Genomic DNA, 24,902 nt, shown 5'->3' with positions numbered 1-24,902 from the left:
TGGTTTCCGTCGTGACGACAGCCGTGGTGGTAGCACCGGTGGTGGTTTCCGTCGTGACGACAGCCGTGGTGGTAGCACCGGTGGTGGTTTCCGTCGTGACGACAGCCGTGGTGGTAGCACCGGTGGTGGTTTCCGTCGCGATGACAGCCGTGGTGGTAGCACCGGTGGTGGTTTCCGTCGCGACGACCGTGCGCCGCGTCGTGATGACGAGCGTGGTGGGTACCGCGGTGGTCAGCGTGATGACCGTGGTGGTCGCCCCAGCGGTGGCTTCGAGCGTCGTGACGACCGTCCCAGCAGCGGCCCCAGCCGCGATGACAACCGCGGCGGCAGCACCGGTGGTGGTTTCCGCCGTGATGATCGTGCGCCGCGTCGTGATGACGAGCGTGGTGGGTACCGCGGTGGTCAGCGTGATGACCGTGGTGGTCGCCCCGGTGGTGGCTTCGAGCGTCGTGATGACCGCGCTCCCCGTCGTGACGACCGTCCCAGCAGCGGCCCCCGTCGTGACGACAACCGTGGCGGTGGCACCGGCGGTGGTTTCCGTCGTGACGACAGCCGCGGTGGTAGCACCGGCGGTGGTTTCCGCCGCGACGACCGTGGTGGTCGTGACGACAGGAGCCGTGACCGGGACCGTGCGCCCCGTCGCGACAATGACCGCGGTGGGTACCAGGGTCGCGACGACCGCGGTGGGTACCAGGGTCGCGACGACCGCGACCGTGAGCCGATCAAGCGGCTCCCCATCCCGGACGACGTCACGGGCCACGAGATCGACAAGGATGTCCGGCAGGAGCTGTACAGCCTGCCGAAGACCCTCGCCGAGGACGTCGCGCGCAACCTCGTGATGGTGGCCCGCCTTCTCGATGAGGACCCCGAGCAGGCATACGGGTACTCGCGTATCGCACTGCGGCTGGCCTCGCGCGTCGCAGCGGTGCGTGAGGCTGCCGGCTTCGCGGCGTACGCGACGCAGAGGTACGCGGAGGCACTGGCCGAGTTCAGGGCGTCCCGTCGCATGACCGGCTCCGTGGACCTGTGGCCCGTCATGGCCGACTGCGAACGCGGACTCGGCAGGCCCGAGCGGGCGATGGACATGGCCGGCGGGCCCGAGGTCCAGAAGCTGGACAAGGCCGGTCAGGTCGAGATGCGGCTGGTCGCCGCCGGAGCCCGCAGGGACATGGGGCAGATCGACGCGGCGATCGTCACGCTGCAGGGCCCCGAGCTCGCCTCCAGTTCCGTCCACTCGTGGACCCCGCGCCTGCGGTACGCGTACGCGGACGCGCTCCTGGAAGCGGGGCGCGAGGACGAGGCACGTGAGTGGTTCGGCAAGGCCCTCGAGGCGGACAAGGACGGCGCGACCGATGCGTCGGACCGGCTCGCCGAACTCGACGGTGTGGAGTTCGTCGACGCCATGGGTGAGGACGACGAGCACCCGGCCGTGGTCGAGGCCGAGGCGCCGGGCGCCGCGGAGCAGGACGACGAGGACGACGGCGTGGACGAGTACTACGACGCGGACGACCTGGAGATCGAGGAAGTTGAGGACGACGAGGACGACGACGCGGAGGGTTCCGCGAAGGCGTAGGCGCTGAACGGCTGAAAGAAGAGGGCGGCACCCGTCACGGGTGCCGCCCTCTTCTTTTGCTGCCCGTCCTCAGTCCGTGTCGAGACTGCGCAGAACGAGACCCGTGGCCGGTTTGGGGCCGAACGACGTCGACTTGCGGGGCATGGTGACGCCCTGTCTGGCCAGGTCCCGGACGACGTCCTCGCGAACCGGATGCATCAGCACCGCCGTGGCATTGTGCCGCTCGGCCTGCTCGACGGCCGCCGCGGTGTCGTGGATGTACGCGATGTGCTCCGGCGCGTCGGGAATCCTCCAGACGTGGTCCAGGAGCGTGGAGTGCAGCACGGTCGCGTCCAGTGCACGCCAGGCCGCCGGCCGGTCGGCACGAACCGTGCGGGCGAGGAGGTCTCCGTCCGGCCGGTCGACGAGGTGGAAACTGCCGTCGCCGGCCAGCAGGAAGGCGTTGCCTTCCGCGGCGGCCCCGGTGAGCGCGTCCAGGGCCCGGGGGAGCGGTCCCTCGATCTCCCTGACCCGGAAGCTGCTGCCCAGGGCGCCGATCGCCTCGGCGACCGGAAGACGGTGCAGCAGCCGGTGGATCGCACGGACCTGTAGGGGATAGCGGGCCGTGTCGACGAGGAGGACCAGACCGAAGTCCCAGGGTCCCGGCGCCGGCTGCTCCTTCTGGAGCCCGAGGTAGGTGGCCCACCGATGGTGGCCGTCGGCGATCAGCGCCTGGCGGCGGGAGAGATCCGCCTGGATCTCCACGTGCTCGCCAGGATCGGTGACGGCCCAGAGACGGTGGCTGAAGCCGTCCTCCGTCGTGGTGGTGAGCAGCGGGAGGCGCTCCACCACGCGCTCGATGACGGCGGTCGCCCCGGTCTTCGCGCCGTCGCTGACGTAGCTGAGCAGCAGCGGTTCGAGATGGGCCGCCGCGGTGCGCATGAGGTCGGCGCGGTCTTCCACGACATCGGCCATGACGTCCTCGTGCGGGAGCACGATGCCCTCGTCGGCAGGGGAGAGCGCCAGGGCCCCGATCACGCCCCGCTGCAGTACCTCGCCGCTTCGCTGCTCGTAGACGTAGAGCGCCGGGACGGGGTCCGGAGCGAGGACGCCCTCGGCGAGCCAGCGCTTCAGGGTCTCGGCTGCCTGCTGGTGGCGTGCAGCGGCGGTGCCGGCCTGCGGAAGGATGAGCCGCACGATGTTGTGGGGGTCCGCGGACTCCAGGTGGTGCAGCCCGTCGGGCCTGACCACGACGTCGTACGGCGGTGAGGTCACCGCGGCAAGGCTGCCGACCCGCTCGGGGACGTACCGCAGCCCGCGGAAGGGGATCAGCCGCAGTCCCTGACCGGCGGGCTCTGATGCGTTCATCCTGACTCTTTCGTGGATGCCCCGGCTTTTGGGCCGGGGAGGAAGCGAAGCTCCTGCGGAGCAGGGCATCGGGCTGCGATTCGCCCCCTGGGCGGACCGCAGCACTCTGACCAGGCGAGGACCCGACCGTGGGACCGCTGCCCGCCACGCAAACGGCGGTCGGCATCGACGTCGGCCTGACCCACCTGCTGACCCTGTCCACCGGGGAGAAGATCGCCAACCCCCGGCACGAACGCCGAGACCGCGCCCGCCTCGCCGTCGACCGGTTCTTCCCCTCGTTCAAGCTGTGCTCCACCTGCGGCACCATCGCATCGAAGATGCCCCTGCACGTCCGTGAGTGGACGTGCGAAAGCTGCGGCACGCTCCATGACCGGGACGCGAACGCGGCACAGAACCTTCTGGCGGCCGGGCTGGCCGTGACAGTCTGTGGAGCCGGTGTAAGACCTCAACGGAGCACTCCGGGCGGGCAGTCGGCTACGAAGCAGAAAACCCCACGGCGCGAGCCGTAGGAATCCCCTCCCTCCAGGGAGGGGAGGACGTCAATTGTGCATCGTATGTGCCCTCCCTATATGCGCGATGATCGGGGCAGAAGCATGGAAAGAGGAGCACAGGTATATGAGTCAGCAGTACAGGTCCCGGCCGCTCGGGAGCAGCGCGGCGCTGAGCGAGGCGTACGACACGGCTCTGCTCGATCTCGACGGGGTGGTGTACGCGGGCGGGCATGCGATCGTCCACGCCGTCGAATCACTGGGCACCGCGCGTGAGGGCGGGATGCGGCTGGCGTACGTCACGAACAACGCCCTGCGCACACCCGACGCGGTGGCGGAGCACCTGACGGAGCTCGGGGTGCCGGCCGAGGCCGGCGATGTGATCACGTCGGCGCAGGCGGTGGCCCGGCTGATGGCCGATCAACTGCCATCGGGGGCCAAGGTGCTCGTGGTCGGTGGGGAAGGGCTGCGCGTCGCGCTGCGCGAGCGTGGGCTGGTGCCGGTGGAGTCGGTGGACGACGAGCCGGTCGCGGTGGCGCAGGGGTACGGCGGGCCGGACCTGGCGTGGGGACGGTTCGCCGAGGCGGCGTACGCGATCGCGGGCGGGGCCGTCTGGTTCGCGTCCAATACGGACCTGACGATTCCCGGCGCCCGCGGCATAGCGCCGGGCAACGGTGCGGCGGTGGAGGTCGTACGGATCGCCACCGGTGCCGAGCCGCAGGTCGCCGGCAAGCCGTTGCCCCCGATGCACCGGGAGACGGTCCTGCGGACCGGCGCCGAGAGGCCGCTGGTCGTCGGGGACCGGCTGGACACGGACATCGAGGGCGCGTTCAACGGAGGTGTCGACTCGCTGCTGGTGCTCACCGGGGTGACCGACGCGGCGCAGTTGCTGGCCGCCGAGCCGAAGTACCGGCCGACCTATGTGGACCGGGACCTTCGAGGGCTGCTCACCGGTCAGCCGGAGGTGACGGAGGATGACGGCCGGACCCGCTGCGGTGGCTGGACGGCCGAGGTGCGCGGGGACGCTCTGACGCTGGAGGGCGACGGGGACCCGCTGGACGGGCTCCGGGCTCTGTGCGGGGCGGCGTGGACACATGCCGGCGAGGGGTCCTGCGGGCTCGACGCGGCGAAGGTGGTGGCCAGGCTCGGGCTGTAGCCCGGGGCGGGGCCATCGAACCGGCCAGGTGAGACGGTCGGAGGGTAGGCTAACCTAACCCGGTGTTGGTTGAGAGTCCCTCCGAATCGAGCGCCGGCCCCGCAGCCGCGCCGGATGTGCCCAAGCCCCGCGGGCGTCACGCGGTACGTGCCGCAGGCCTGCTGGCAGCTGTGGGCGTTCTGGTCCTGGTCTGCCTCGCGAGTGTCGCGATCGGGGCCAAGGCGCTGCCCCTGTCCGAGGTCTGGCACGGCCTGTTCCACTACTCGGGAACCAGCGGTGACGTCCTCGTACGGGACGTGCGCGTCCCGCGGACCGTGCTCGGGCTGATCGTCGGGGCGGCGCTCGGCCTCTCCGGTGCGGTGATGCAGGCCCTGACCCGTAACCCGCTCGCCGAGCCCGGCCTGCTGGGTGTCAACGCGGGCGCGGCCGCGGCGGTCGTCTCCGCGATCAGCTTCTTCGGCGTCACCTCGCTGACCGGGTACGTCTGGTTCGCGTTCGCCGGTGCCGCGATCGTCTCCGTGGCCGTGTACCTGCTCGGCGGCAGCCGGTCGGCGAACCCGGTGCGGCTCGCCCTCGCCGGTACGGCGGTCACCGCGGCGCTGTTCGGCTACGTCAACGCCGTACAGCTGCTGGACGCGGCGGCGCTGGACCGGCTCCGGTTCTGGACCGTCGGTTCGCTGGCCTCCGCCAACATGGAGACCGTCGGCAAGGTGTGGCCGTTCATCGCGCTCGGCGTGCTGCTCGCGCTGCTCATCGCCCGGCCGCTGAACGCGCTGGAGATGGGCGACGACACGGCCAGGGCGCTCGGTGCCCACCTGACCCGGACCCGCGTCCTCGCGATGGCGGCCGTCACCCTGCTCTGCGGGGCGGCCACCGCCGCCTGCGGGCCGATCGTCTTCATCGGGCTGATGATCCCGCACCTCGTCCGTACCATCACGGGGCCCGACATGCGGTGGATCCTGCCGTACGCGGCCGTGCTGTCGCCCGTGCTGCTGCTCGGCGCGGATGTGGTCGGCCGGGTCATGGCACGCCCCTCCGAACTGCAGGTCGGCATCGTCACCGCGCTGCTCGGCGGACCCGTCTTCATCCATCTCGTACGACGCAAGAGGATGGCCCAGCTGTGAAGGCCCCGCAGGACACAGCGAAGTCGGTCCGCGCCGTACGGGCCGCGGGCGGTTTCTCCTTCCGGGTGGACGTCCGTGCGCTCGTCGTGATCGTGCTGCTCGCCCTGGTGGCGGCAGCGGCGGCCGTGGTGCTCACCGGCAGCGGCGACTACTCCATGACGCCGGGCGAGGTCCTCACCACGCTGTTCGGCAACGGGACGTTCCAGCAGGAGTTCATCGTCACGGACCTGCGCCTGCCGAGGGTCCTGGTCGGACTCCTGGTCGGTGCCGCACTCGGCGTCGGCGGCGCCGTCTTCCAGAGCGTCTCCCGCAACCCGCTGGGCAGCCCCGACGTGCTCGGCTTCGGCCAGGGCTCCGCAGTCGGCGCCCTCATCGTGATCGTGCTCTTCCACGGCGGGCCGACCGAGGTCGCCGCGGGAGCCGTCGCCGGAGGCGTGCTCACCGGTGTCGCCGTCTACCTGCTGGCCTGGAAGCGGGGGGTGCACGGCTACCGGCTCGTCCTCGTCGGCATCGGCGCGGCCGCGATGCTCACCGCGGCCATCCACTACCTGATCACCAAGGCCAACCTCGTCGACGCCACCCGTGCCGTCGTCTGGATGACCGGCTCACTGGACGGCAGGGACTGGGCGCAGGTCTGGCCGCTGCTCGTGGTCTGCGGTGCTCTCGTCCCCCTGGTCCTCGGCCACGGACGCGCCCTGCGCATGCTGGAGATGGGCGACGACGCCGCACACGCCCTGGGCGTACGGGTGGAACGCACCCGGCTCGTCCTGCTGAGCTGCGCCGTGGTCCTCGTCGCCGTCGCCACGGCTGCCGCCGGCCCCATCGTCTTCGTCTCGCTGAGCGCCCCGCAGGTCGCCCGCAGGCTCACCCGCTCGCCCGGCCCCAACCTGGCCGCGGCGGCCTGCACGGGCGCGGCCCTGCTGCTCGTCGCCGACTGGACCGCGATGAACGCCTTCGGGGACCGCCAGCTTCCGGTGGGTGTGGTCACCGGTGTGCTGGGCGGCTGCTACCTGCTGTGGCTGCTGGTGTCCGAGCGCAAGGCGGGACGCATATGAAGCCCGGTACACCGGTGACGGCACCGGACACCTCGCAGAACCCCATCGACTCCGGGAGTACGACCATGCAGCGCCTCACCGCAGACTCGGTGACCCTCGGCTACGACCAGCGTGTCATCGCCGAGAACCTCTCGGTCGAGATCCCCGACAACTCCTTCACGGTGATCGTCGGCCCCAACGCCTGCGGCAAGTCGACCCTGCTGCGCGCGCTGTCCCGGATGCTGCGGCCGAGCAAGGGCGAGGTCCTGCTGGACGGACAGGCCATCCACCGGATGCCCGCGAAGAAGGTCGCCAGGACCCTGGGCCTGCTGCCCCAGTCCTCCATAGCCCCCGACGGCATCACGGTCGCCGACCTCGTCTCGCGCGGCCGGTACCCGCACCAGGGGCTGCTGCGCCAGTGGTCTCCCGAGGACGAACGGATCGTCGTGGAGTCCATGTCGTCCACCGGCGTCGGCGAACTCGCCGATCGCTATGTCGACGAACTGTCCGGCGGCCAGCGTCAGCGCGTCTGGATCGCCATGGCGCTCGCCCAGCAGACCCCGCTGCTCCTGCTCGACGAGCCGACGACGTACCTCGACATCCAGCACCAGATCGACGTGCTCGACCTGTGCGCCGAACTCCACGAGACACAGGGACGCACGCTGGTCGCCGTGCTGCACGACCTCAACCACGCCGCCCGGTACGCCACCCACCTCATCGCCATGCGGCGGGGCGAGATCATCGCCGAGGGCGTCCCCGGGGACGTGGTCACGGCGGAGCTGGTGGAGGAGGTCTTCGGGCTGCCCTGCCAGGTCATCGACGACCCGGAGACGGGAACACCACTGGTGGTCCCGGCCGCCCGCCGGAAGCGGGCCGGCGCCAGGGCAACCGCCGGAGCCTGACGGGCACGGACTACAACAGGGACTTGAGCTTCAGCAGATCGCGGAAGCCCGCCTCCAGCCGGACGCGGCCCGAGGCCCAGGCCTTCGCGAAATTGAGCTCGCCGTTCACCATGGCCACCAGATCGTCCCCGGTCATCGCGAGCCGGATCTCGGCCTTCTCGCGGGGAGGGCCCTCGACCGTGTCGAGCACCCGGATCCGGCCGCCCGCCAGCCGCCCGCTGAAGGTGACGTCGAGATCCTTGATGTGGCAGCTCAGCGAGCGGTCGAGAGCAGCAGCGCTGCGTACGTCGCCGTCGGCACCTGCCAGGTTGCCTGAGAGTGTGTCGAGTGCGCTGCGGCACTCCGCCATGGTCGCCATCGTCACCGACGGTACCCCAGCCGTTCGGGGTAGCGTTTCGGGCATGAGCGACTGGATGCCGGAGCCGGGGACGGCGCAGGAGGGCGACGCGGAACACGGGGCCGCGGCACAGCCCGACGTGCCGCCCGCGCCCTCCTTCGACCCCGCCCCGCCCGCCCCCCTCGGTGTCGCACGCGCCGCCACCGGGCATCCCGGGGTCGATGCGCAGCTGGAGCGACTGGCCGACGCGGACCACCTCCCGGCGGACGGTCACACCGCGGTGTACGAGGATGTACACCGCGGGCTGCGCGACGCGCTGACCGCGCTGGACGCCGGACCCGCACCCGCACCCCCGTACGACAACAGGAGCTGAACGAGAAGTGGCAGGAGTGGCACGTCGCCGCCTCGACGCCGAGCTGGTACGCCGCAAGCTCGCCCGCTCGCGAGAGCACGCGAGCCAGCTGATCGCGGCGGGGCGGGTGACCGTCGGCGGCAACACCGCGACCAAGCCCGCCACCCAGGTCGAGACGAGCGCCGCCGTCGTCGTCGTGAAGGACGACAGCGACCCCGAGTACGTCTCGCGCGGCGGGCACAAGCTCGCGGGCGCACTCGCCGCCTTCGTACCCCTCGGGCTGAAGGTCGAAGGGCGACGGGCCCTGGACGCCGGCGCGTCCACGGGCGGCTTCACCGATGTGCTGCTGCGGGCCGGAGCCCGGCACGTCGTCGCAGTCGACGTCGGCTACGGGCAGCTCGCCTGGTCCTTGCAGTCGGATGAACGCGTCATCGTCAAGGACCGTACCAATGTGCGGGAGCTGACGCCGGAGCAGCTCGACGGGAAGGCGGTGGACCTGGTGGTGGGCGATCTGTCGTTCATCCCGCTCGGTCTCGTGCTGCCCGCCCTGGCGCGCTGCGCAGCACCCGACGCGGACCTGGTCCTCATGGTCAAGCCGCAGTTCGAGGTGGGCAAGGAGCGCCTCGGAAGTGGCGGTGTGGTCCGCAGCCCCGAGCTGCGGGCCGAAGCGGTACGGGAAGTGGCGCGGCGGGCCGGTCTCCTGGGCCTCGGCGTCAGGGGTGTCACGGCGAGCCCGCTGCCCGGGCCGTCGGGAAATGTCGAATACTTTCTGTGGCTGCGGGCCGGAGCTCCTGAACTGGATCCCGCGGATGTCGACCGTGCAGTGGCGGAGGGGCCTCGTTGACGACGCATGCGGCACAACCCGAGAACGCGGCACCACCCGAGAACGCGGTGCGGACTGTCTTCCTGCTGGCGCACACCGGCCGCTCGGCAGCGATCCGCAGCGCCGAGCTCGTCGTGCAGGGCCTGCTGCGCAACGGTCTAGGTGTCCGGGTCCTGGCGGTCGAGGCGGCGGACCTGCCGCTTCCGCCGTCCGTGGTGACGGTCACGGACGCCACGCCCGCGGCTGTGGACGGCTGCGAACTGCTGATCGTGCTCGGCGGCGACGGGACGCTGCTGCGCGGTGCCGAGATCTCCCGGGCATCCGGCGTACCCATGCTGGGCGTCAACCTCGGGCGCGTCGGATTCCTCGCCGAGGCCGAGCGGGACGACCTGGACAAGGTCGTCGACCGGGTCGTCACACGGGCGTACCAGGTCGAGGAGCGCATGACGCTCGACGTCATCGTGCACAGCAACGGCGACGTCGTGCACACCGACTGGGCGCTCAACGAGGCGGCCGTGCAGAAGGTCTCGCCCGAGCGGATGCTGGAGGTCGTGCTCGAGATCGACGGCCGGCCGGTGACCGGCTTCGGCTGTGACGGGATCGTCTGCGCCACGCCGACCGGCTCGACCGCCTACGCTTTCTCGGCGGGCGGCCCCGTCGTCTGGCCCGAGGTCGAGGCCCTGCTGATGGTGCCGATCAGCGCCCACGCGCTGTTCGCCAAGCCGCTGGTGACCTCACCCGACTCGGTACTAGCGGTCGAGGTGCAGCCGCACACCCCGCACGGGGTGCTGTGGTGCGACGGGCGCAGGACCGTCGAGCTGCCCGCGGGGGCCCGGGTGGAGGTGCGGCGCGGCGCGGTTCCCGTGCGGCTGGCACGGCTGCACCAGGCCTCGTTCACGGACCGTCTGGTCGCCAAGTTCGCGCTCCCGGTGCAGGGCTGGCGCGGCGCGCCGCACTGAGTGGAAGGCGGTCCCGGGGCCCGGGAGAGTGAACCGGTACCCGGGGCCCTTGGCGCACCGGGGTCCGGACCTCGTAAGGTCATGTCCGTGTTGGAGGAGATGCGGATACGGTCGCTCGGAGTCATCGACGACGCGGTGGTCGAGCTGTCACCCGGTTTCACCGCGGTGACGGGCGAGACCGGCGCGGGCAAGACCATGGTCGTCACCAGCCTGGGGCTACTGCTCGGCGGGCGTGCCGACCCTGCCCTGGTACGGATCGGGGCCAAGGCCGCGGTCGTCGAGGGGCGGATCACGGTGTCCGAGGGCGACGCGGCGGCGCTGCGCGCCCAGGAGGCCGGGGCCGAGATCGAGGACGGTGCGCTGCTCATCAGCCGTACCGTTTCGGCGGAGGGGCGCTCCCGCGCCCACCTCGGGGGCAGATCGGTGCCCGTGGGGGTCCTTGCCGAGCTCGCCGACGAACTCGTGGCGGTACACGGCCAGACGGACCAGCAGGGGCTGCTCAAGCCCGCGCGGCAGCGGCAGGCCCTCGACCGGTACGCGGGCGACGGCGTCGAGGGTCCGCACACCAAGTACGCGGCGGCCTACCGGCGGCTGCGCGCGGTCGTCGTGGAGCTCGACGAGATCACCACGCGTACCAGGGAGCGGGCCCAGGAGGCGGACCTGCTGCGCTTCGGCCTCAACGAGGTCGCCGCGGTCGAGCCACTGCCCGGGGAGGACATCGAACTGGCCGCGGAGGCCGAGCGGCTCGGCCACGCCGAGGCACTCGCCTCCGCGGCGTCCCTCGCGCACGGGGCGCTCGCGGGCGACCCGGAGGACCAGGAGGGCGTGGACGCCACGACCGTCGTCGCGGCGGCAGGCCGGTCCCTGGACGCCGTGCGGGCCCACGACCCGGCGCTCGCCGCGCTCGCCGACCGCATCGGTGAGATCTCCATCCTGCTCGCCGACGTGTCCGGGGAACTCGCCGGATACGCCGACCAGCTGGACGCCGACCCGCGGCGGCTCGCCGCCGTCGAGGAGCGGCGCTCGGCGCTGACCGCGCTGACCCGCAAGTACGGTCAGGACGTCTCCGCCGTGCTCGCCTGGGCCGAGGAGGGCGCGGCCCGGCTGACGGAGCTCGAGGGCGACGACGACCGCATCGGTGAGCTGACGGCGGAGCGCGACGCGCTGCGCAGCGAGCTCTCCGGGCTCGGGCAGGCGCTGACCGACGCGCGCACGGAAGCGGCGGCACGTTTCGCCGGGGCGGTGACGGAGGAACTGGCGTCGCTCGCGATGCCGCACGCCCGTGTGTCCTTCGCCATCCGGCAGACGGAGGCGGCGGACGAGGCGTCCGGTATCGACATCGGGGGGCGGAGCGTGCTCTACGGGCCGTCCGGCGCCGACGAGGTCGAGCTCCTGCTGGCCCCGCACCCCGGGGCCCAGCCCCGGCCGATCGCCAAGGGTGCGTCGGGCGGTGAGCTGTCCCGGGTGATGCTCGCCGTCGAGGTGGTCTTCGCGGGCTCCGATCCCGTACCGACATATCTCTTCGACGAGGTCGACGCGGGTGTCGGCGGCAAGGCTGCCGTCGAGGTGGGCCGGCGGCTGGCCAAGCTGGCAAGGTCCGCGCAGGTCGTGGTGGTGACGCACCTGCCCCAGGTGGCGGCCTTCGCCGACCGGCAGTTGCTGGTCGAGAAGACGGTGGACGGCTCGGTGACGAGCAGTGGCGTCACGGTCCTGGAGGGCGAGGACAGGGTGCGCGAACTCTCCCGGATGCTGGCCGGCCAGGAGGACTCGGAGACGGCCCGGGCCCACGCCGAGGAGCTGCTGGCGACGGCACGGGCGGACGGATAGCGGATTCTGGTGTCAATTCCGGGCCGCCGATCTCACCCTTACGGGTGGGGCGGCCCGGCCGCCAGTCGCCACAAGGACGGGAACAACGTTTCGTCAGTCCCGGAACGTGCGTACGGACTGGCATCCTTGGTCTGTACATTCCGCCGACTCCGGAGCTCCGGGAGCCACTCGACGTGTCACAGCTGCGTACGGTCCAAGTCCTGGGCGGTGGTGCCGGAAGCAGCGCTCATGTCGTCTCGCTCGCCGCAGGTCTGGTTGCCAGAGGGGTGCAGGTCACGGTCTGCGCCCCCGCCGGAGCGGACCGCGGCCACGACTTCCCCGCGACGGGAGCCCGCTTCGTCGCGGTACCCCGGCGCAGCGACCCCGCAGCCGTCGCGGCCCTGCGCGCCGCCTGCGCCGATGCCGACGTGGTCCACGCGCACGGTCTGCACGCCGCCGTCCGGACCGGGCTCGCGCTCAGCGGCCGCAGTACGCCGCTGGTCATGACCTGGCGGGCCCGCGCCCACACCGAAGGCGCCCGCCGCCGGCTGCTGCACCTGCTGGAGCGAAGGGCCGCCCGGGCGGCGGCCGTTGTGCTGGGGACGTCCTCGGACCTGGTCGACCGGGCCCGCCGCCGGGGGGCCCGGGACGCACGCCTCGCACTGGCCGCGATCCCGGCGGGCCCCTCTCCCGCCACCGGTCACGACGGTAAGGCGCGCGTCGAACTGGGCGCGGTGGGAAGGCCGTTGCTCGTGTCGGTCGGCGCTCTCCTGCCGCACCACGGCTTCGGCACGCTGCTGGACGCCGCCCGCGTCTGGCGTGGACTGGACCCCGTACCCCTGCTGGTGATCGTGGGGGAGGGGCAGGAGCGGGCCGCCCTGCAGCGCAGGATCACCGAGGAGCAGCTGCCCGTCCTCCTCGCCGGCAGCCGGGACGACGCCGTCGAGATCCTCGCCGCCGCGGACCTTGCCGTGCTGACCTCGGGTGGGGAGCCGCCGCCGACGGCTGCGCACGAGGCGCTGCGGCTCGGGGTGCCCCTCGTGGCGGCCATGACCGGCGGGACGGCCGAACTCGTGGGCGGCGCCGCGGAACTGGTTCCCCCCGGGGACGCGGAGGCGCTCGCCCGCGGCGTCGTACGGCTCCTCGGCGACCGGGAACGGCGCGAGCGGCTCGCCGCGGCGGGGCTCGTACAGGCCGCGGGGTGGCCGACCGAGGACGACACGATCGCCCATGTGCTGTCCGTCTACGACGAGTTGGCGCAGCCGCCGACTACCGTCCGCATGTGAGGCCCCGGGGCGCGAGCCCCGGGGGTACGCGTCACGAAGGGTGTGGGTCTCAAGGAGTGTGGCGGCGGGCACGCAGGGCCAGGCTCAGGGCCAGAACCGTTTGAGGGTCGTCCAGATCGGCTCCGAGCAGCTCCCCGATCCGGGCCAGCCGGTTGTAGAGCGTCTGGCGGTTCAGGTGCAGCTCGCGTGCCGCCTCCGCCTTCCGGCCCGCATGGTCGATGTACGCCTCGAGCGTGGGCAGCAGCGGGGGGCGGGAGGTCCGGTCGTGCTCCCGCAGCGGCCCGATCGTCCGGTCCACGAAGGACGCCAGATCCGGGTGCTCCCGCAGCCGCCACAGCAGCAGATCGATGTCGAGGCGCTGTGCGTCGTACCAGGGAAGCTCGTCGAGCCCCTGGGCAGCAGTCGCCGCCTCCGCCGCGTGCCGCAGCCCGGCACCGGCCGTGGCCCAGCCGCCGGCCGCCCCGACCACCACGACCGGCGCACGGTCCCCGGCCCGTTCGAGCCCCGCCCGCTCGACGCCCGCCCGCAGCGCCGCCGCCACCCGGTCCGCGACCGCCGAGCGCCCGGTCTCCGGACGCAGCGCCAGCAGCAGCGGGATCCTGCCCTCCACGGGCCGCACCCCGAGCAGCACGGGTACGCCCACCGCCGACAGTTCCTCCAGCACCGCCCGGGCCAGCAGAGCCCAGTTGCCCGACGGCGACAGCTCGGGTGCGATACGCATCACCACCGGCAGCAGGGGGTCCCCGCCCGGCTTGAACCCCAGGACCTTGGCCTGCGCGGGCGCGTCCTCGGGGGCGATCCTGCCCTCGGCGAGATCCGTGAGGAAGTCACCGCGTCCCCGAGCCGCCAGCTCCTCGTCCTGACGCGCCTGCATCAGGACGACGGCGAGGATGCCCGCAGCCCGCTCGGCCGCCATCCGGTGCACCACCACCAGCGGCCCCGACACGGCGAGCAGCACCAGCCGGGCCCGAACGGAACCGGTCCCGGAGCCTCCGCCGGGCACCTCCACCAGGACCGCCCCGGCCGGCGGTGCCTCGCGGGCCGCACGGTCACCGCGCAGCCCCTCCCAGACCTGCAGCGGATCGGCTCCCACCGGCCCGGTCCCCGTCCCCGCCGCGTACAGCAGCCGGCCGTCCGGGGTTTCGAGGAAGACGGGGTTCGCGGTGAAGTCCGCCAGGATGCCCAGCACCTGCGGCACCCCACCGCCGCCGAGCACCGCCTGCGTGCAGCGCCGGTGCACCTCCTCGGCCTGTTGGAGCAGCGCGTAGTGCCCGTTGACGATCTCCGTATGGATCTCCTCGGTGACCGACACGAACGGGACCTCACGGTGCAGCTGTACGAGCGGCAGCCCCGCTGTCCGAGCCGTGTCCACGATCGCCGCGGGCAGCCTGCTGAAACGGTGTCCGAGCTCCACCACCAGGGCGGCGATGCCGCGGTCGGCGAGCCGCCGCACGAAGGCGCGCTGTTCGGCGGGCCGGGAGCCGAGGACGAGACCCGTGGTGAGCAGCAGCTCGCCGCCCTTGAGGAGGGAGGCGATGTTCGGCACCTCACCCGTGTGCACCCAGCGCACCGTACGGTCCAGCCGGTCCGCCCCGGCCAGCACCTCCGGGAGGCCGCCGCGCAGCCCCGGCAGCTCCAGCGCCCGCCGCACGGTGATTCCGCCCTGTGTCTCCACTGACTCCGACCTTCGTGCTTCCTGCTCGCGTGCGGTGGGGCGACCGCCCCGGTCAGGAAGTTACCGGGCCCGGCGGGGAACGTCACACCGCGGCTGGAGCGGGCATGATGTTGTGGTTCAGGTGGAAGACGTTGCCCGGGTCGTACCGCGCCTTGACGGCGGCGAGCCGGGCGTAGTTCTGCTCGCCCACTCCGGCGACGACGCGGTCCTGCCCTTCACGTCCGATGAAGTTGAGGTAGACCGCACCGCTCGCCCAGGGACGGACCCCCGCACGCACCTCACGCACCCACTGCTTGCCCCGCTCGTCGTCCGCCGCGCTCTCCCAGACCCCGAACGGGTGCACGGCCCACGGGGACGAGCGCCACGGGACCGGATAGTCCGCGGGCCCCCGCGCCACCGCACCGCCCATGGGGAACAACACGTGCTGCGAACCCGAGGGAACGGGCATCGTGCCCGCGGTGGAGCAGAAGACGGACACGGCCTCGTCGGGGAAGCTGTCCAGGTACTCGGCGGACCAGTAGTTCCGCATGCCGGGCGGATCGTCCAGCATGCACTGGAGATCCGCGTAGGGGAGTTCGGCCACGAGTTCCGCCTCATGGCCGAGGGCGAGCAGCGGGGCCGCCGCCTCGCGAAGCTCCGCCTCCGCCCCGGCACAGGTGAACACGAGTGCGCAGACGAGCGTGCCCACCAGCTGTTCGGGCACGAACTCCTCGGGCGGGGCGGTGATGTAGAGGCTGCCGCCGCCCGCCTCGTCCGGCGCGGACTCCATCAGATCCCGGAACGCACGGACGGCCTCGGGCCCGTCCTCGGGCCGGAAGAGAATCAGGGCCACGCTCATCGCGGGCAGGTCGTGCAGCCGCAGGGTGAGCGAGGTGACCACGCCGAAGTTCCCGCCGCCGCCGTGCAGCGCCCAGAAGAGCTCCGGATTCTCCTCGGGCGTGGCGCGGACGCTGCTCCCGTCCGCGGTGACCAGGTCGGCGGCCAGCAGATTGTCGCAGGCCAGTCCGAACTTGCGTTCAAGCCAGCCGGATCCGCCGCTCAGCGTGAAGCCGCCGACCCCGGTGGTGGAGACCCGGCCGCCGGTGGTCGCCAGGGCGAACGGCTGGGCCGCCCGGTCCAGATCGCTCATGGTGGCTCCGCCGCCGACGCGGGCCGAACGGGCCTCCCGGTCGACACTCACGCTGTGCATCCGGCGCAGATCCACGACCAGGCCGCCCTCACTCAGCGACATGCCCGCGACGCTGTGACCGCCTCCGCGCACGGCGACCTCCAGCCCGTGCTCCCGTGCGAAACGCAGTGCCCGTGCCACATCCGCCTCGGAGGCACACTGCGCCACCACCGACGGCCTGCGGTCGATCATGCTGTTGAAGACGGCGCGGGCCTCGTCGTAACCCGGATCGCCGGGCACATGGACAGCGCCGGTGAGATCGGTGCGCAGGCCGCTCAGAGCAGCGTCCGGCAAGGTGCTTCGGGGTGTCATGATGTCCCCTTCGCAGGGCGTGACAAGACCTCTCCATCGTAGGCCCGGCCCCGGAGATCGGCCGTTCCACTCCACCGGGTCCTGTCACACCGCCCGCGGACGCCTGCGGGCGCGCCCCTCAGCCGACGTACGCCCCGCTGGCCGTCAGACGCAGCGCCGTGTCGATCAGCGGCACATGGCTGAACGCCTGCGGGAAGTTCCCCACCTGACGCTGCAGCCTGGCGTCCCACTCCTCGGCCAGCAGCCCCAGGTCGTTGCGCAGGGACAGCAGCCTCTCGAAGAGCTGCCGGGCCTCGTCGACCCGGCCGATCATCGCGAGGTCGTCCGCCAGCCAGAACGAGCAGGCCAGGAACGCGCCCTCATCGCCCTCGAGCCCGTCCACGCCGGCGTCCTCCCCGGCGGTGGGGTAGCGCAGGACGAAGCCGTCCTCCGTGGACAGCTCCCGCTGGATCGCCTCGATCGTGCCGATGACCCGCTTGTCGTCGGGCGGCAGGAAGCCCATCTGCGGAATCAGCAGCAAGGACGCGTCGAGCTCCTTCGACCCGTAGGACTGGGTGAAGGTGTTGCGTTCCTTGTCGTAGCCCCGTTCGCAGACATCGCGGTGGATGTCCTCGCGCAGCTGGAGCCACCGCTCCAGCGGCCCGTCCGTGTCCCCGGACTCGATCAGCTTGATGGTGCGGTCGACCGCGACCCAGGCCATCACCTTGGAGTGCACGAAGTGCCGGCGGGGGCCGCGCACCTCCCAGATGCCCTCGTCGGGCTCCTCCCAGTGCTTCTCCAGATAGCTGATCAGCTTGAGCTGGAGCCCCACCGCGTAGTCGTTGCGGGTCAGGCCCGTCATGTGGGCCAGGTGCAGCGCCTCGGTGACCTCTCCGTACACGTCGAGCTGGAGCTGGTTCGCCGCCCCGTTTCCGACCCGGACAGGCCCGGAGTTCTCGTAGCCGGGCAGCCAGTCCAGCTCGGCCTCACCGAGCTCCCGCTCACCCGCGATCCCGTACATGATCTGCAGGTTCTCCGGGTCACCCGCGACGGCCCGCAGCAGCCATTCGCGCCAGGCGCGGGCCTCCTCGCGGTACCCGGTGCGGAGCAGGGAGGAGAGCGTGATCGCCGCGTCCCGCAGCCAGGTGTAGCGGTAGTCCCAGTTGCGTGAGCCGCCGATGTCCTCCGGCAGGGAGGTGGTCGGGGCGGCCACGATGCCGCCGGTGGGCGCGTACGTGAGGGCCTTGAGGGTGATCAGGGAGCGGACCACGGCCTCCCGGTAGGGGCCGTGATACGTGCACTGGTCGACCCATTCGCGCCAGAAGTTCTCGGTCGCCTCGAGGGAACCCTCGGGGTCCGGCAGGCTGGGCGGCTCGTGGTGCGAGGGCTGCCAGCTGATCGTGAACGCGATCCGGTCACCGGGGGCGACGGTGAAGTCGGAGTACGTCGTCAGGTTCTGGCCGTACGTCTCCGCCTGCGTGTCCAGCCAGACCGAGTCGGGGCCCGCCACGGCGACCGTCCGGCCGTCGACCTTGTGCACCCAGGGGGTGACGCGCCCGTAGCTGAAACGCATCCGCAGTTCCGAGCGCATCTGCACCCGGCCGCTGACACCTTCCACGATCCGGATGAGCTGGGGGGCGCCGTCACGCGGCGGCATGAAATCGGTCACGCGGACCGTGCCGCGCGGGGTGTCCCACTCCGATTCCAGGACGAGCGAGTCCCCGCGATATCGGCGGCGGTCCGCGGCGAGGGGCTGTGCCCCTTCCGCGCGTGCGGGTCCCAGACGCCAGAAGCCGTGCTCCTCGGTTCCGAGGAGCCCGGCGAAAACGGCGTGCGAGTCGAAGCGGGGGAGGCACAGCCAGTCTGCTGTGCCGTCCCGGCAGACCAGGGCAGCGGTCTGCATGTCTCCGATGAGTGCGTAATCCTCGATGCGCCCGGCCACGTGCGTCTCCAGTCGAACGGCCAATTCGCCCCGTGGGGCGCTTATTGCTGGTCAAGGGGTCGTTGTAATAGAACCGACGAGCTCTTGCACGGGTGAGCGGGCTGGGGTGGAGCCGCTGGCCGGCCAACTCGGCAGCGAGTGGTCCGAGCAGGATACGACGCACCACGAAGATCCGCGCGATGCTGTCGATAAGTTCTCCGCGGCCCGTCCGTGGCGAACGGGTGGGACGTGAAGTGCCTGCGGTGTTTCTGTGACTCCGGTGTGAGAGGTGTGGCCGGAAGCAGCCTCCTCCCGTCGCTGTTACCCTGGTAGCCCGTGGACCGGTGGTCGTCCCGACAGTGGACGAGGCCCCCGAACCGCAGCGACGGCGCCTCCGGAATTCTCCGGACGGCACGCCGGTACGCACCTCACGATCGCGACCACGGGAGCCCCCTTTGGCTATGCAGCCCACATCCACGACGACCAAGCACATCTTCGTCACCGGGGGTGTCGCCTCCTCCCTCGGCAAGGGTCTGACTGCCTCCAGCCTGGGTGCCCTGCTCAAGGCACGTGGCCTTCGGGTCACCATGCAGAAGCTCGACCCCTATCTCAACGTCGACCCCGGCACGATGAACCCCTTCCAGCACGGTGAGGTGTTCGTCACCAACGACGGCGCCGAGACCGACCTGGACATCGGCCACTACGAGCGCTTCCTCGACGTCGACCTCGACGGCTCGGCCAACGTCACCACCGGCCAGGTCTATTCGCAGGTCATCGCCAAGGAGCGGCGCGGCGAGTACCTCGGCGACACCGTCCAGGTCATCCCGCACATCACCAACGAGATCAAGCACCGCATCCGCCGCATGGCCACCGCGGACGTCGACGTCGTCATCACCGAGGTCGGCGGCACGGTCGGCGACATCGAGTCGCTGCCGTTCCTGGAGACCGTCCGCCAGGTCCGCCACGAGGTCGGCCGCGACAACGTCTTCGTCGTGCACATCTCGCTGCTTCCCTACATCGGCCCGTCCGGTGAGCTCAAGACCAAGCCGACCCAGCACTCGGTGGCGGCCCTGCGCAACATCGGTATCCAGCCGGACGCCATCGTGCTGCGCGCCGACCGCGACGTACCGCTCTCCATCAAGCGCAAGATCTCGCTGATGTGCGACGTCGACGAGGCCGCCGTGGTGGCCTGCCCGGACGCCAAGTCGATCTACGACATCCCGAAGGTGCTGCACACCGAGGGCCTGGACGCCTACGTCGTGCGCAAGCTCGACCTGCCGTTCCGCGACGTCGACTGGACCACGTGGGGCGACCTGCTGGACCGCGTCCACAACCCCGACCACGAGGTCACCGTCGCCCTGGTCGGCAAGTACATCGACCTGCCCGACGCCTACCTCTCGGTCACCGAGGCCATCCGGGCCGGCGGCTTCGCCAACAAGGCCCGGGTCAAGGTCAAGTGGGTCGCCTCCGACGACTGCAAGACACCGGCCGGCGCGCAGAAGCAGCTCGCCGACGTCGACGCCGTCTGTATCCCCGGCGGCTTCGGCGAGCGCGGTGTGGTCGGCAAGGTCGGCGCCATCCAGTACGCCCGCGAGAACAAGGTGCCGCTGCTCGGCCTCTGCCTCGGCCTCCAGTGCATCGTGATCGAGGCCGCGCGGAACCTCGCCGGAATCCCCGACGCCAACTCCACCGAGTTCGACGCCGCCACGAGCCACCCCGTCATCTCGACGATGGAGGAGCAGCTCGCCTACGTCGAGGGCGCGGGCGACCTCGGCGGCACCATGCGGCTCGGCCTCTACCCGGCGAAGCTCGCCGAGGGCTCCGTGGTCCGTGAGGCGTACGACGGCCAGCCGTACGTGGAGGAGCGCCACCGCCACCGCTACGAGGTCAACAACGCCTACCGCACGGAGCTCGAGAAGAAGGCCGGCCTGGTCTTCTCCGGCACCTCCCCGGACAACAAGCTCGTCGAGTACGTCGAGTACCCGCGCGAGGCGCACCCCTACCTGGTCGCCACCCAGGCGCACCCGGAGCTGCGTTCCCGCCCGACCCGTCCGCACCCGCTCTTCGCCGGTCTGGTGAAGGCGGCCGTGGAACGCCAGGTCGCAGCGCGCGGGAACGGCGCCCAGGGCTGAGGCGATACGGTTGACCGGGGTACGGATCCTTCGTGGATGCGTACCCCGGTTTCTGTTTTCGTGGGAGGACGTACATGGGTTTCCAGGACACGCCCGAGGAGTGGCAGGTCACCGCGACGGTGACCCCCTTCACCGGTAACAAGACCAGCGTCCGCACCGACGACGTGGTGATGCCCGACGGCGCCGTCGCGCGCCGCGACTACCAGGTCCACCCCGGATCCGTCGCCGTCCTCGCACTCGACGAGACCGGCCGGGTCCTGATCCTGCGGCAGTACCGGCACCCGGTGCGCCACAAGCTGTGGGAGATCCCGGCAGGGCTCCTCGACATCCCCGGAGAGAACCCGCTGCACGCCGCGCAGCGCGAGCTGTACGAGGAGGCGCACGTCAAGGCCGAGGACTGGCGGGTGCTGACCGACGTCTACACCACGCCCGGCGGCTGCGACGAGGCCGTACGCATCTTCCTCGCCCGGAACCTCTCCGAGGTGGAGGGCGAGCGTTTCGAGGTCTCCGAGGAGGAGGCCGACATGGAGCAGGCCCGGGTGCCGCTGCAGGAGCTCGTGCAGGGCGTGCTCGCGGGAGCCCTGCACAACAACTGCCTCGTGGTGGGCGTCCTCGCGCTCACGGCGGTGCTCGCAGGCGACGGGGTGGACTCACTGCGTCCGGCCGAGGCGCCGTGGCCCGCCCGGCCGTTCGAGGTCTGAACCGTCCCTTCGAGGTTCTGAACCGCCTCTTCGAGGTCTGAGCCGGCCTCAGAGTCCCGAGCCGGCCTCAGAGTCCCGAGCCGGCCTCAGAGTCCCGAGCCGGCCTCAGAGTCCCGGGCCGCCCGGTCCGGGGCCAGGTGACCCGCCGTCGGGGTGCGCGTCCGTCGTTCCGGGTGCGCCCTCGCCGGCCGGGAGCCGCCCCGCCGTTCGGGTGTCTGACCGGCCCTCGGGAGGCCGGAATCAGCATCCGATCGTAAGAAACGCTGATCCGATCGGGGGATGTGTCCGCCGCGCTCGACCGTGATCGTCCCCACCACTGAACTACGCTCGAAAGGCCCCGACCGGAGTTCCGGCGGGCAACCGCGTGCAGCGAAGTGGAGCGTGGCCCGTGACCGATCAGGCGGTGGACACCAGCGGTCCGGCCGGTGCGGCGGGAACGGCGGGGGCCGAAGCGCCGTCCGATGCCAGCCCACCCCAATTCTTCGGCCGCGAACGTGAGTTGAAAGCCCTTCAGGCGGACATCGAGCGAGCGGGACTGGACACCCTCGCCGGCCGGAAGGCCGCACGCGCCAGGGTCCTCCTGATCGCCGGACGGCCCGGATCCGGACGCACCGCCCTCGCCGCCGAACTCGCCCGCAGGCTCGCGGAGCCCGGCGACTACCCCGATGGGGTGTTCCGGGTCCCGCTCAGCGATCCCGGAGGGGAACGCGTCCCCGTCGAGCACACCGCACGCGAACTCCTGGACCTGCTCGCCATCGCCGCCCCGCCCGGCGCGGACGAGGACGAGCTCTCCGAGATGGTCCGCGAGGCGTTCGCCGTACGCCGCGCCCTGATCGTGCTCGACGACGCCGTGGACGCAGAACAGGTCGACCCGCTGCTGCCGGACAATCCGGACTGCCTGGTCGTCGCCACCTCCACCGGCCCGCTCACCGGAATTCCGGGCGTCCGGCCGTGCACCATCGGGGGCATGGACGCCGGCTCCGCCGTACAGCTGCTCGCCCGCGCCATCGGCCAGGTCCGCATCACCGTCGATCCGCGCACCGCCGAGACGCTGACGGAGGAGTGCGCGGGACAGCCCGCGGCGCTGATGCTGGTCGCCGGCTGGCTCGCCGCCCGTCCCGGCGCGTCGGTCGCCGATGTCACCAAGCAACTGCGCGACCTGCCGGGTGACGCCGAACAGCCCACCGGCGCGCGCCCGTTGGCCCGCGCCTTCCGGCTGGTCCACGATTCGCTCCCGCAGGCCGCTGCCGGGATACTGCGACTGCTCGCGCTCGCCCCCGCCGGACTGGCCGACGCCCACACCGCCTCCGCGCTGGCAGGCTGTTCCGTCTCGGCCGCCCAGAGCACCCTGGACGACTTCGTCCGGCTCGGTCTCCTGCGGACGAACGGCGCGGTCCTGCCCCAGTACGAGGTCCCCGGCTGCCTCGCACCCCTGCTGCGCGCCCTGATGGAGGAGCGGGAGCGGCCGGCCGAGATCCAGTTGGCTCGGGCCAGGATGCTGGAGCGGACCGTACGTCAGCTCCAGTCCTGCCGGGCCGTCACCGATCCGGAGGGTTCCCCGGCCCGCCGCAAACTCGCCGGGCTGCCCCGCTCGCTGCGGTTTCCCAACCCGGAGGCCGCTGCCGAGTGGCTGCGGATCCGCCGGCCCGCCCTGCTGGCCTCCGCCCGGATCGCGGTCGGTGACGGGGAGCTGGACACCCTCGCCCGCCGGCTGGTCGCCGCACTCGTCCGGGCGCTCGCCGTGCACAGGGGCACGGAGGACGCCGCGCCCGATCTGTACGGGCTGCACGGTCTGGTCCTGGACGTGGCCGAGCGCCGCGATCTTCCCCGGGAGAAGGCCGCGGCCCTGCTCAATCTCGCCGACCTGGACGCCGGAACCGGCCGTACCCGGGCGGCGCTGACCCGGTACCGGGCCGCTCTGGACGCCGGACGCGCGGCGAACGACCTCTACGCGACCGGCCGCGCCATGGAATCCGTGGGAGGCGCCTACGCGGAGCTCGGCGACTTCAACCGCGCCTCCGACTGGTACGGCCGGGCCCTCGCGCAGCGGCTCACCCAGGGCGAGGGGGCCGACGAGGCGCGGCTGTACGGGCGGCTCGGTGCCGTCCACACGTACGCCGGGCGCTACGGCGAGGCCCTGCGCAACTGGCGGGCCGCGGCCGCGGGCCACCGCAGGCTCGGTGACCTGCCCTCGCAGGCGCGGGCGCTCAGTGAGGCCGCGCGGGTCCAGGAGTACGCGGGCAGGCCGCAGGAGTCGCTGCAGACCTGCCACGAGGCGGTCGATCTGGCGCGCAGGGCGGGTGACGTGCGGCTGCAGGCGGCCCTGCAGCTCAGGCTGGCCGACACGCTGGACCGGCTCGGTGACCCCGCAGCGGCCAGGCTGCACCGGGGCGCAGCCGACGGATTACTGGCGGAGGAAGGGCCAGCCTACGAAATCCGTAGTGCTTCGACGGAAACTTAATGCTTTGTAAGGCTGGACAGCGAGAAGTCCTTCATTAATGATGGCTCTGCCGCGCATCCCTGCGGTGTCTCCATTTATGCTTGATTCATGCGGGTATCTCCCGTCATGTCCGAGCCATCCTCCGAACCTAGGACCGTGATCGACGTGAAGGTCGGCATCCCCCGCGAAGTCAAGAACAACGAGTTCCGGGTGGCGATCACCCCCGCCGGAGTGCATGAGCTCGTCCGTCACGGCCACCAGGTCATCGTCGAGCGGCACGCCGGCGAGGGCTCCTCCATCCCGGACGAGGAGTACGTCGCCGCCGGGGCGCAGATCCTGCCCACCGCCGACGAGGTCTGGGCCGCCGCCGACCTGCTGCTCAAGGTCAAGGAGCCGGTCGCCGAGGAGTACCACCGCCTCCGCAAGGGCCAGACCCTCTTCACGTACCTGCACCTCGCCGCCTCCCGTGAGTGCACGGACGCGCTGCTGGAGTCGGGCACGACCGCGATCGCCTACGAGACGGTCGAGACCGTGACCCGCGCGCTGCCGCTGCTCGCTCCGATGTCCGAGGTCGCGGGCCGCCTCGCCCCGCAGGTCGGCGCGTACCACCTGATGCGCTCCGTCGGCGGCCGCGGCGTGCTGCCCGGCGGTGTCCCCGGTACGGGCTCGGCCAGGGCGGTCGTCATCGGCGGCGGCGTGTCCGGCTGGAACGCCACGCAGATCGCCGTCGGTCTCGGCTTCCACGTCACGCTGCTCGACCGGGACATCAACAAGCTCCGCGAGGCCGACAGGATCTTCGGCACCAAGGTGCGGACGGTCGTCTCCAACGCGCTCGAGCTCGAGAAGGCCGTCGTCGAGGCCGACCTCGTCGTGGGCGCCGTGCTCATCCCGGGTGCGAAGGCCCCGAAGCTCGTCACCAACGAGCTGGTCGCCAAGATGAAGCCTGGAAGTGTCCTTGTCGACATTGCGATCGACCAGGGCGGCTGCTTCGAGGACTCGCGTCCGACGACGCACGCCGAGCCGACCTTCATGGTTCACAACTCGGTCTTCTACTGCGTCGCGAACATGCCGGGTGCCGTGCCGAACACCTCCACCTACGCGCTCACGAACGCCACGCTGCCCTACATCCTGGAGCTCGCGAACCGCGGCTGGGCCGACGCGCTGCGCCGTGACGCCGCGCTCGCCCGGGGCCTCAACACCCATGACGGACAGGTGGTTTACCGCGAGGTGGCCGAGGCGCACGGCCTCGACCACGTCGAACTGAGCGCGCTTCTCGGCTGAGCGGTCAACGCCGTTCGTCAACCTCATGAGTCCGGCCGGACCTTGCCCAGCAAGGTCCGGCCGGACTCATGCCTGGGCCCTTCGGGAGCCCCGCTCAACTCGCCGG

Annotated in this window: 19 protein-coding genes and 2 pseudogenes; 15 read left to right on the top strand and 6 right to left on the bottom strand. The window is 71.7% G+C overall.

Annotated features, from left to right (window positions below):
* A pseudogene (locus tag ABZS61_RS05295) lies at nt 1-760 on the bottom strand (hypothetical protein); the annotation flags it as partial.
* Nucleotides 761-838: 78 nt separating this feature from the next.
* On the opposite strand from ABZS61_RS05295, the gene ABZS61_RS05290 reads away from it, so the two are divergent.
* Nucleotides 839-1,573 (top strand): hypothetical protein, encoded by a 735-nt coding sequence (locus tag ABZS61_RS05290; protein WP_356416371.1) that lies wholly within the window; start codon nt 839-841, stop codon nt 1,571-1,573.
* A gap of 69 nt (nt 1,574-1,642) precedes the next feature.
* Here ABZS61_RS05290 and ABZS61_RS05285 read toward each other — a convergent pair whose 3' ends face one another.
* Entirely contained in the window at nt 1,643-2,920 is a 1,278-nt protein-coding gene (locus tag ABZS61_RS05285) for a DUF1015 domain-containing protein (RefSeq protein WP_356416368.1), read from the bottom strand.
* A 116-nt stretch (nt 2,921-3,036) separates the two neighbouring features.
* On the opposite strand from ABZS61_RS05285, the pseudogene ABZS61_RS05280 reads away from it, so the two are divergent.
* The 5 genes and pseudogenes from ABZS61_RS05280 to ABZS61_RS05260 all read left to right on the top strand — a co-directional run.
* Nucleotides 3,037-3,429, top strand: a pseudogene (locus ABZS61_RS05280) (zinc ribbon domain-containing protein); the annotation flags it as partial.
* Nucleotides 3,430-3,535: 106 nt separating this feature from the next.
* Nucleotides 3,536-4,564 (top strand): HAD hydrolase-like protein, encoded by a 1,029-nt coding sequence (locus ABZS61_RS05275; RefSeq protein WP_356416365.1) that lies wholly within the window; start codon nt 3,536-3,538, stop codon nt 4,562-4,564.
* Between the two features lie 116 nt (nt 4,565-4,680).
* A complete protein-coding gene (locus ABZS61_RS05270; RefSeq protein WP_356416437.1) occupies nt 4,681-5,688 on the top strand; it encodes an iron chelate uptake ABC transporter family permease subunit in 1,008 nt (335 codons plus the stop codon).
* A complete protein-coding gene (locus ABZS61_RS05265) occupies nt 5,685-6,743 on the top strand; it encodes an iron chelate uptake ABC transporter family permease subunit (RefSeq protein WP_356416362.1) in 1,059 nt (352 codons plus the stop codon). Before ABZS61_RS05270 ends, ABZS61_RS05265 begins: the two co-directional genes overlap by 4 nt.
* Before the next feature lie 65 nt (nt 6,744-6,808).
* Entirely contained in the window at nt 6,809-7,624 is an 816-nt protein-coding gene (locus ABZS61_RS05260) for an ABC transporter ATP-binding protein (protein WP_356416434.1), read from the top strand.
* Nucleotides 7,625-7,634: 10 nt separating this feature from the next.
* On the opposite strand, the gene ABZS61_RS05255 is transcribed toward ABZS61_RS05260, so the two are convergent.
* On the bottom strand, nt 7,635-7,982 hold the full coding sequence (locus ABZS61_RS05255; RefSeq protein ID WP_356416359.1) for an SCP2 sterol-binding domain-containing protein: 348 nt from the start codon (nt 7,980-7,982) through the stop codon (nt 7,635-7,637).
* A 43-nt stretch (nt 7,983-8,025) separates the two neighbouring features.
* Here ABZS61_RS05255 and ABZS61_RS05250 point away from each other — a divergent pair, with 43 nt between their 5' ends.
* The 5 genes from ABZS61_RS05250 to ABZS61_RS05230 all read left to right on the top strand — a co-directional run bounded on the left by ABZS61_RS05250 (nt 8,026) and on the right by ABZS61_RS05230 (nt 13,187).
* Nucleotides 8,026-8,334: a hypothetical protein gene (locus tag ABZS61_RS05250; protein ID WP_356416356.1), complete on the top strand. Its 309-nt coding sequence runs from the start codon at nt 8,026-8,028 to the stop codon at nt 8,332-8,334.
* Between the two features lie 7 nt (nt 8,335-8,341).
* Complete coding sequence (locus ABZS61_RS05245) at nt 8,342-9,157, top strand: TlyA family RNA methyltransferase (RefSeq protein WP_356416353.1); 816 nt, start codon at nt 8,342-8,344, stop codon at nt 9,155-9,157.
* Nucleotides 9,154-10,095: an NAD kinase gene (locus ABZS61_RS05240; RefSeq protein ID WP_356416350.1), complete on the top strand. Its 942-nt coding sequence runs from the start codon at nt 9,154-9,156 to the stop codon at nt 10,093-10,095. Before ABZS61_RS05245 ends, ABZS61_RS05240 begins: the two co-directional genes overlap by 4 nt.
* Nucleotides 10,096-10,176: 81 nt before the next feature.
* On the top strand, nt 10,177-11,922 hold the full coding sequence (gene recN, locus ABZS61_RS05235) for a DNA repair protein RecN (RefSeq protein WP_356416347.1): 1,746 nt from the start codon (nt 10,177-10,179) through the stop codon (nt 11,920-11,922).
* A 173-nt stretch (nt 11,923-12,095) separates the two neighbouring features.
* A complete protein-coding gene (locus ABZS61_RS05230) occupies nt 12,096-13,187 on the top strand; it encodes a glycosyltransferase family 4 protein (protein ID WP_356416344.1) in 1,092 nt (363 codons plus the stop codon).
* 49 nt (nt 13,188-13,236) lie between these two features.
* Here the strand turns inward: ABZS61_RS05230 and ABZS61_RS05225 are convergent, their stop codons facing one another.
* From ABZS61_RS05225 to ABZS61_RS05215, 3 genes are all read right to left on the bottom strand, one after another.
* On the bottom strand, nt 13,237-14,862 hold the full coding sequence (locus ABZS61_RS05225) for a PucR family transcriptional regulator (protein WP_356416341.1): 1,626 nt from the start codon (nt 14,860-14,862) through the stop codon (nt 13,237-13,239).
* 82 nt (nt 14,863-14,944) lie between these two features.
* Nucleotides 14,945-16,342 (bottom strand): FAD-binding oxidoreductase, encoded by a 1,398-nt coding sequence (locus ABZS61_RS05220; protein WP_356416338.1) that lies wholly within the window; start codon nt 16,340-16,342, stop codon nt 14,945-14,947.
* Nucleotides 16,343-16,460: 118 nt separating this feature from the next.
* Nucleotides 16,461-18,263 carry a glycoside hydrolase family 15 protein gene (locus ABZS61_RS05215; RefSeq protein WP_356416335.1) on the bottom strand — a complete coding sequence of 601 codons (1,803 nt, stop codon included), beginning with the start codon at nt 18,261-18,263 and terminating at the stop codon, nt 16,461-16,463.
* A 440-nt stretch (nt 18,264-18,703) separates the two neighbouring features.
* Between ABZS61_RS05215 and ABZS61_RS05210 the strand changes: the two genes are divergently transcribed.
* The 4 genes from ABZS61_RS05210 to ald all read left to right on the top strand — a co-directional run bounded on the left by ABZS61_RS05210 (nt 18,704) and on the right by ald (nt 24,796).
* Nucleotides 18,704-20,374 carry a CTP synthase gene (locus ABZS61_RS05210; protein ID WP_356416332.1) on the top strand — a complete coding sequence of 557 codons (1,671 nt, stop codon included), beginning with the start codon at nt 18,704-18,706 and terminating at the stop codon, nt 20,372-20,374.
* A gap of 74 nt (nt 20,375-20,448) precedes the next feature.
* Entirely contained in the window at nt 20,449-21,075 is a 627-nt protein-coding gene (locus ABZS61_RS05205) for an NUDIX hydrolase (protein ID WP_356416329.1), read from the top strand.
* 388 nt (nt 21,076-21,463) lie between these two features.
* Nucleotides 21,464-23,536, top strand: a complete 2,073-nt coding sequence (locus ABZS61_RS05200; protein WP_356416326.1) for a tetratricopeptide repeat protein — start codon at nt 21,464-21,466, stop codon at nt 23,534-23,536.
* A gap of 144 nt (nt 23,537-23,680) precedes the next feature.
* Entirely contained in the window at nt 23,681-24,796 is a 1,116-nt protein-coding gene (gene ald, locus ABZS61_RS05195) for an alanine dehydrogenase (RefSeq protein WP_356416431.1), read from the top strand.
* Nucleotides 24,797-24,902: the final 106 nt, after the last annotated feature.

Origin of the sequence: Streptomyces sp. NPDC005566, from assembly GCF_040605575.1 — a bacterium.
Lineage (GTDB): Bacteria > Actinomycetota > Actinomycetes > Streptomycetales > Streptomycetaceae > Streptomyces.
The sequence above is the reverse complement of the archived record's forward strand: the minus strand, read 5'-3'. Positions and strand labels throughout refer to the sequence as shown.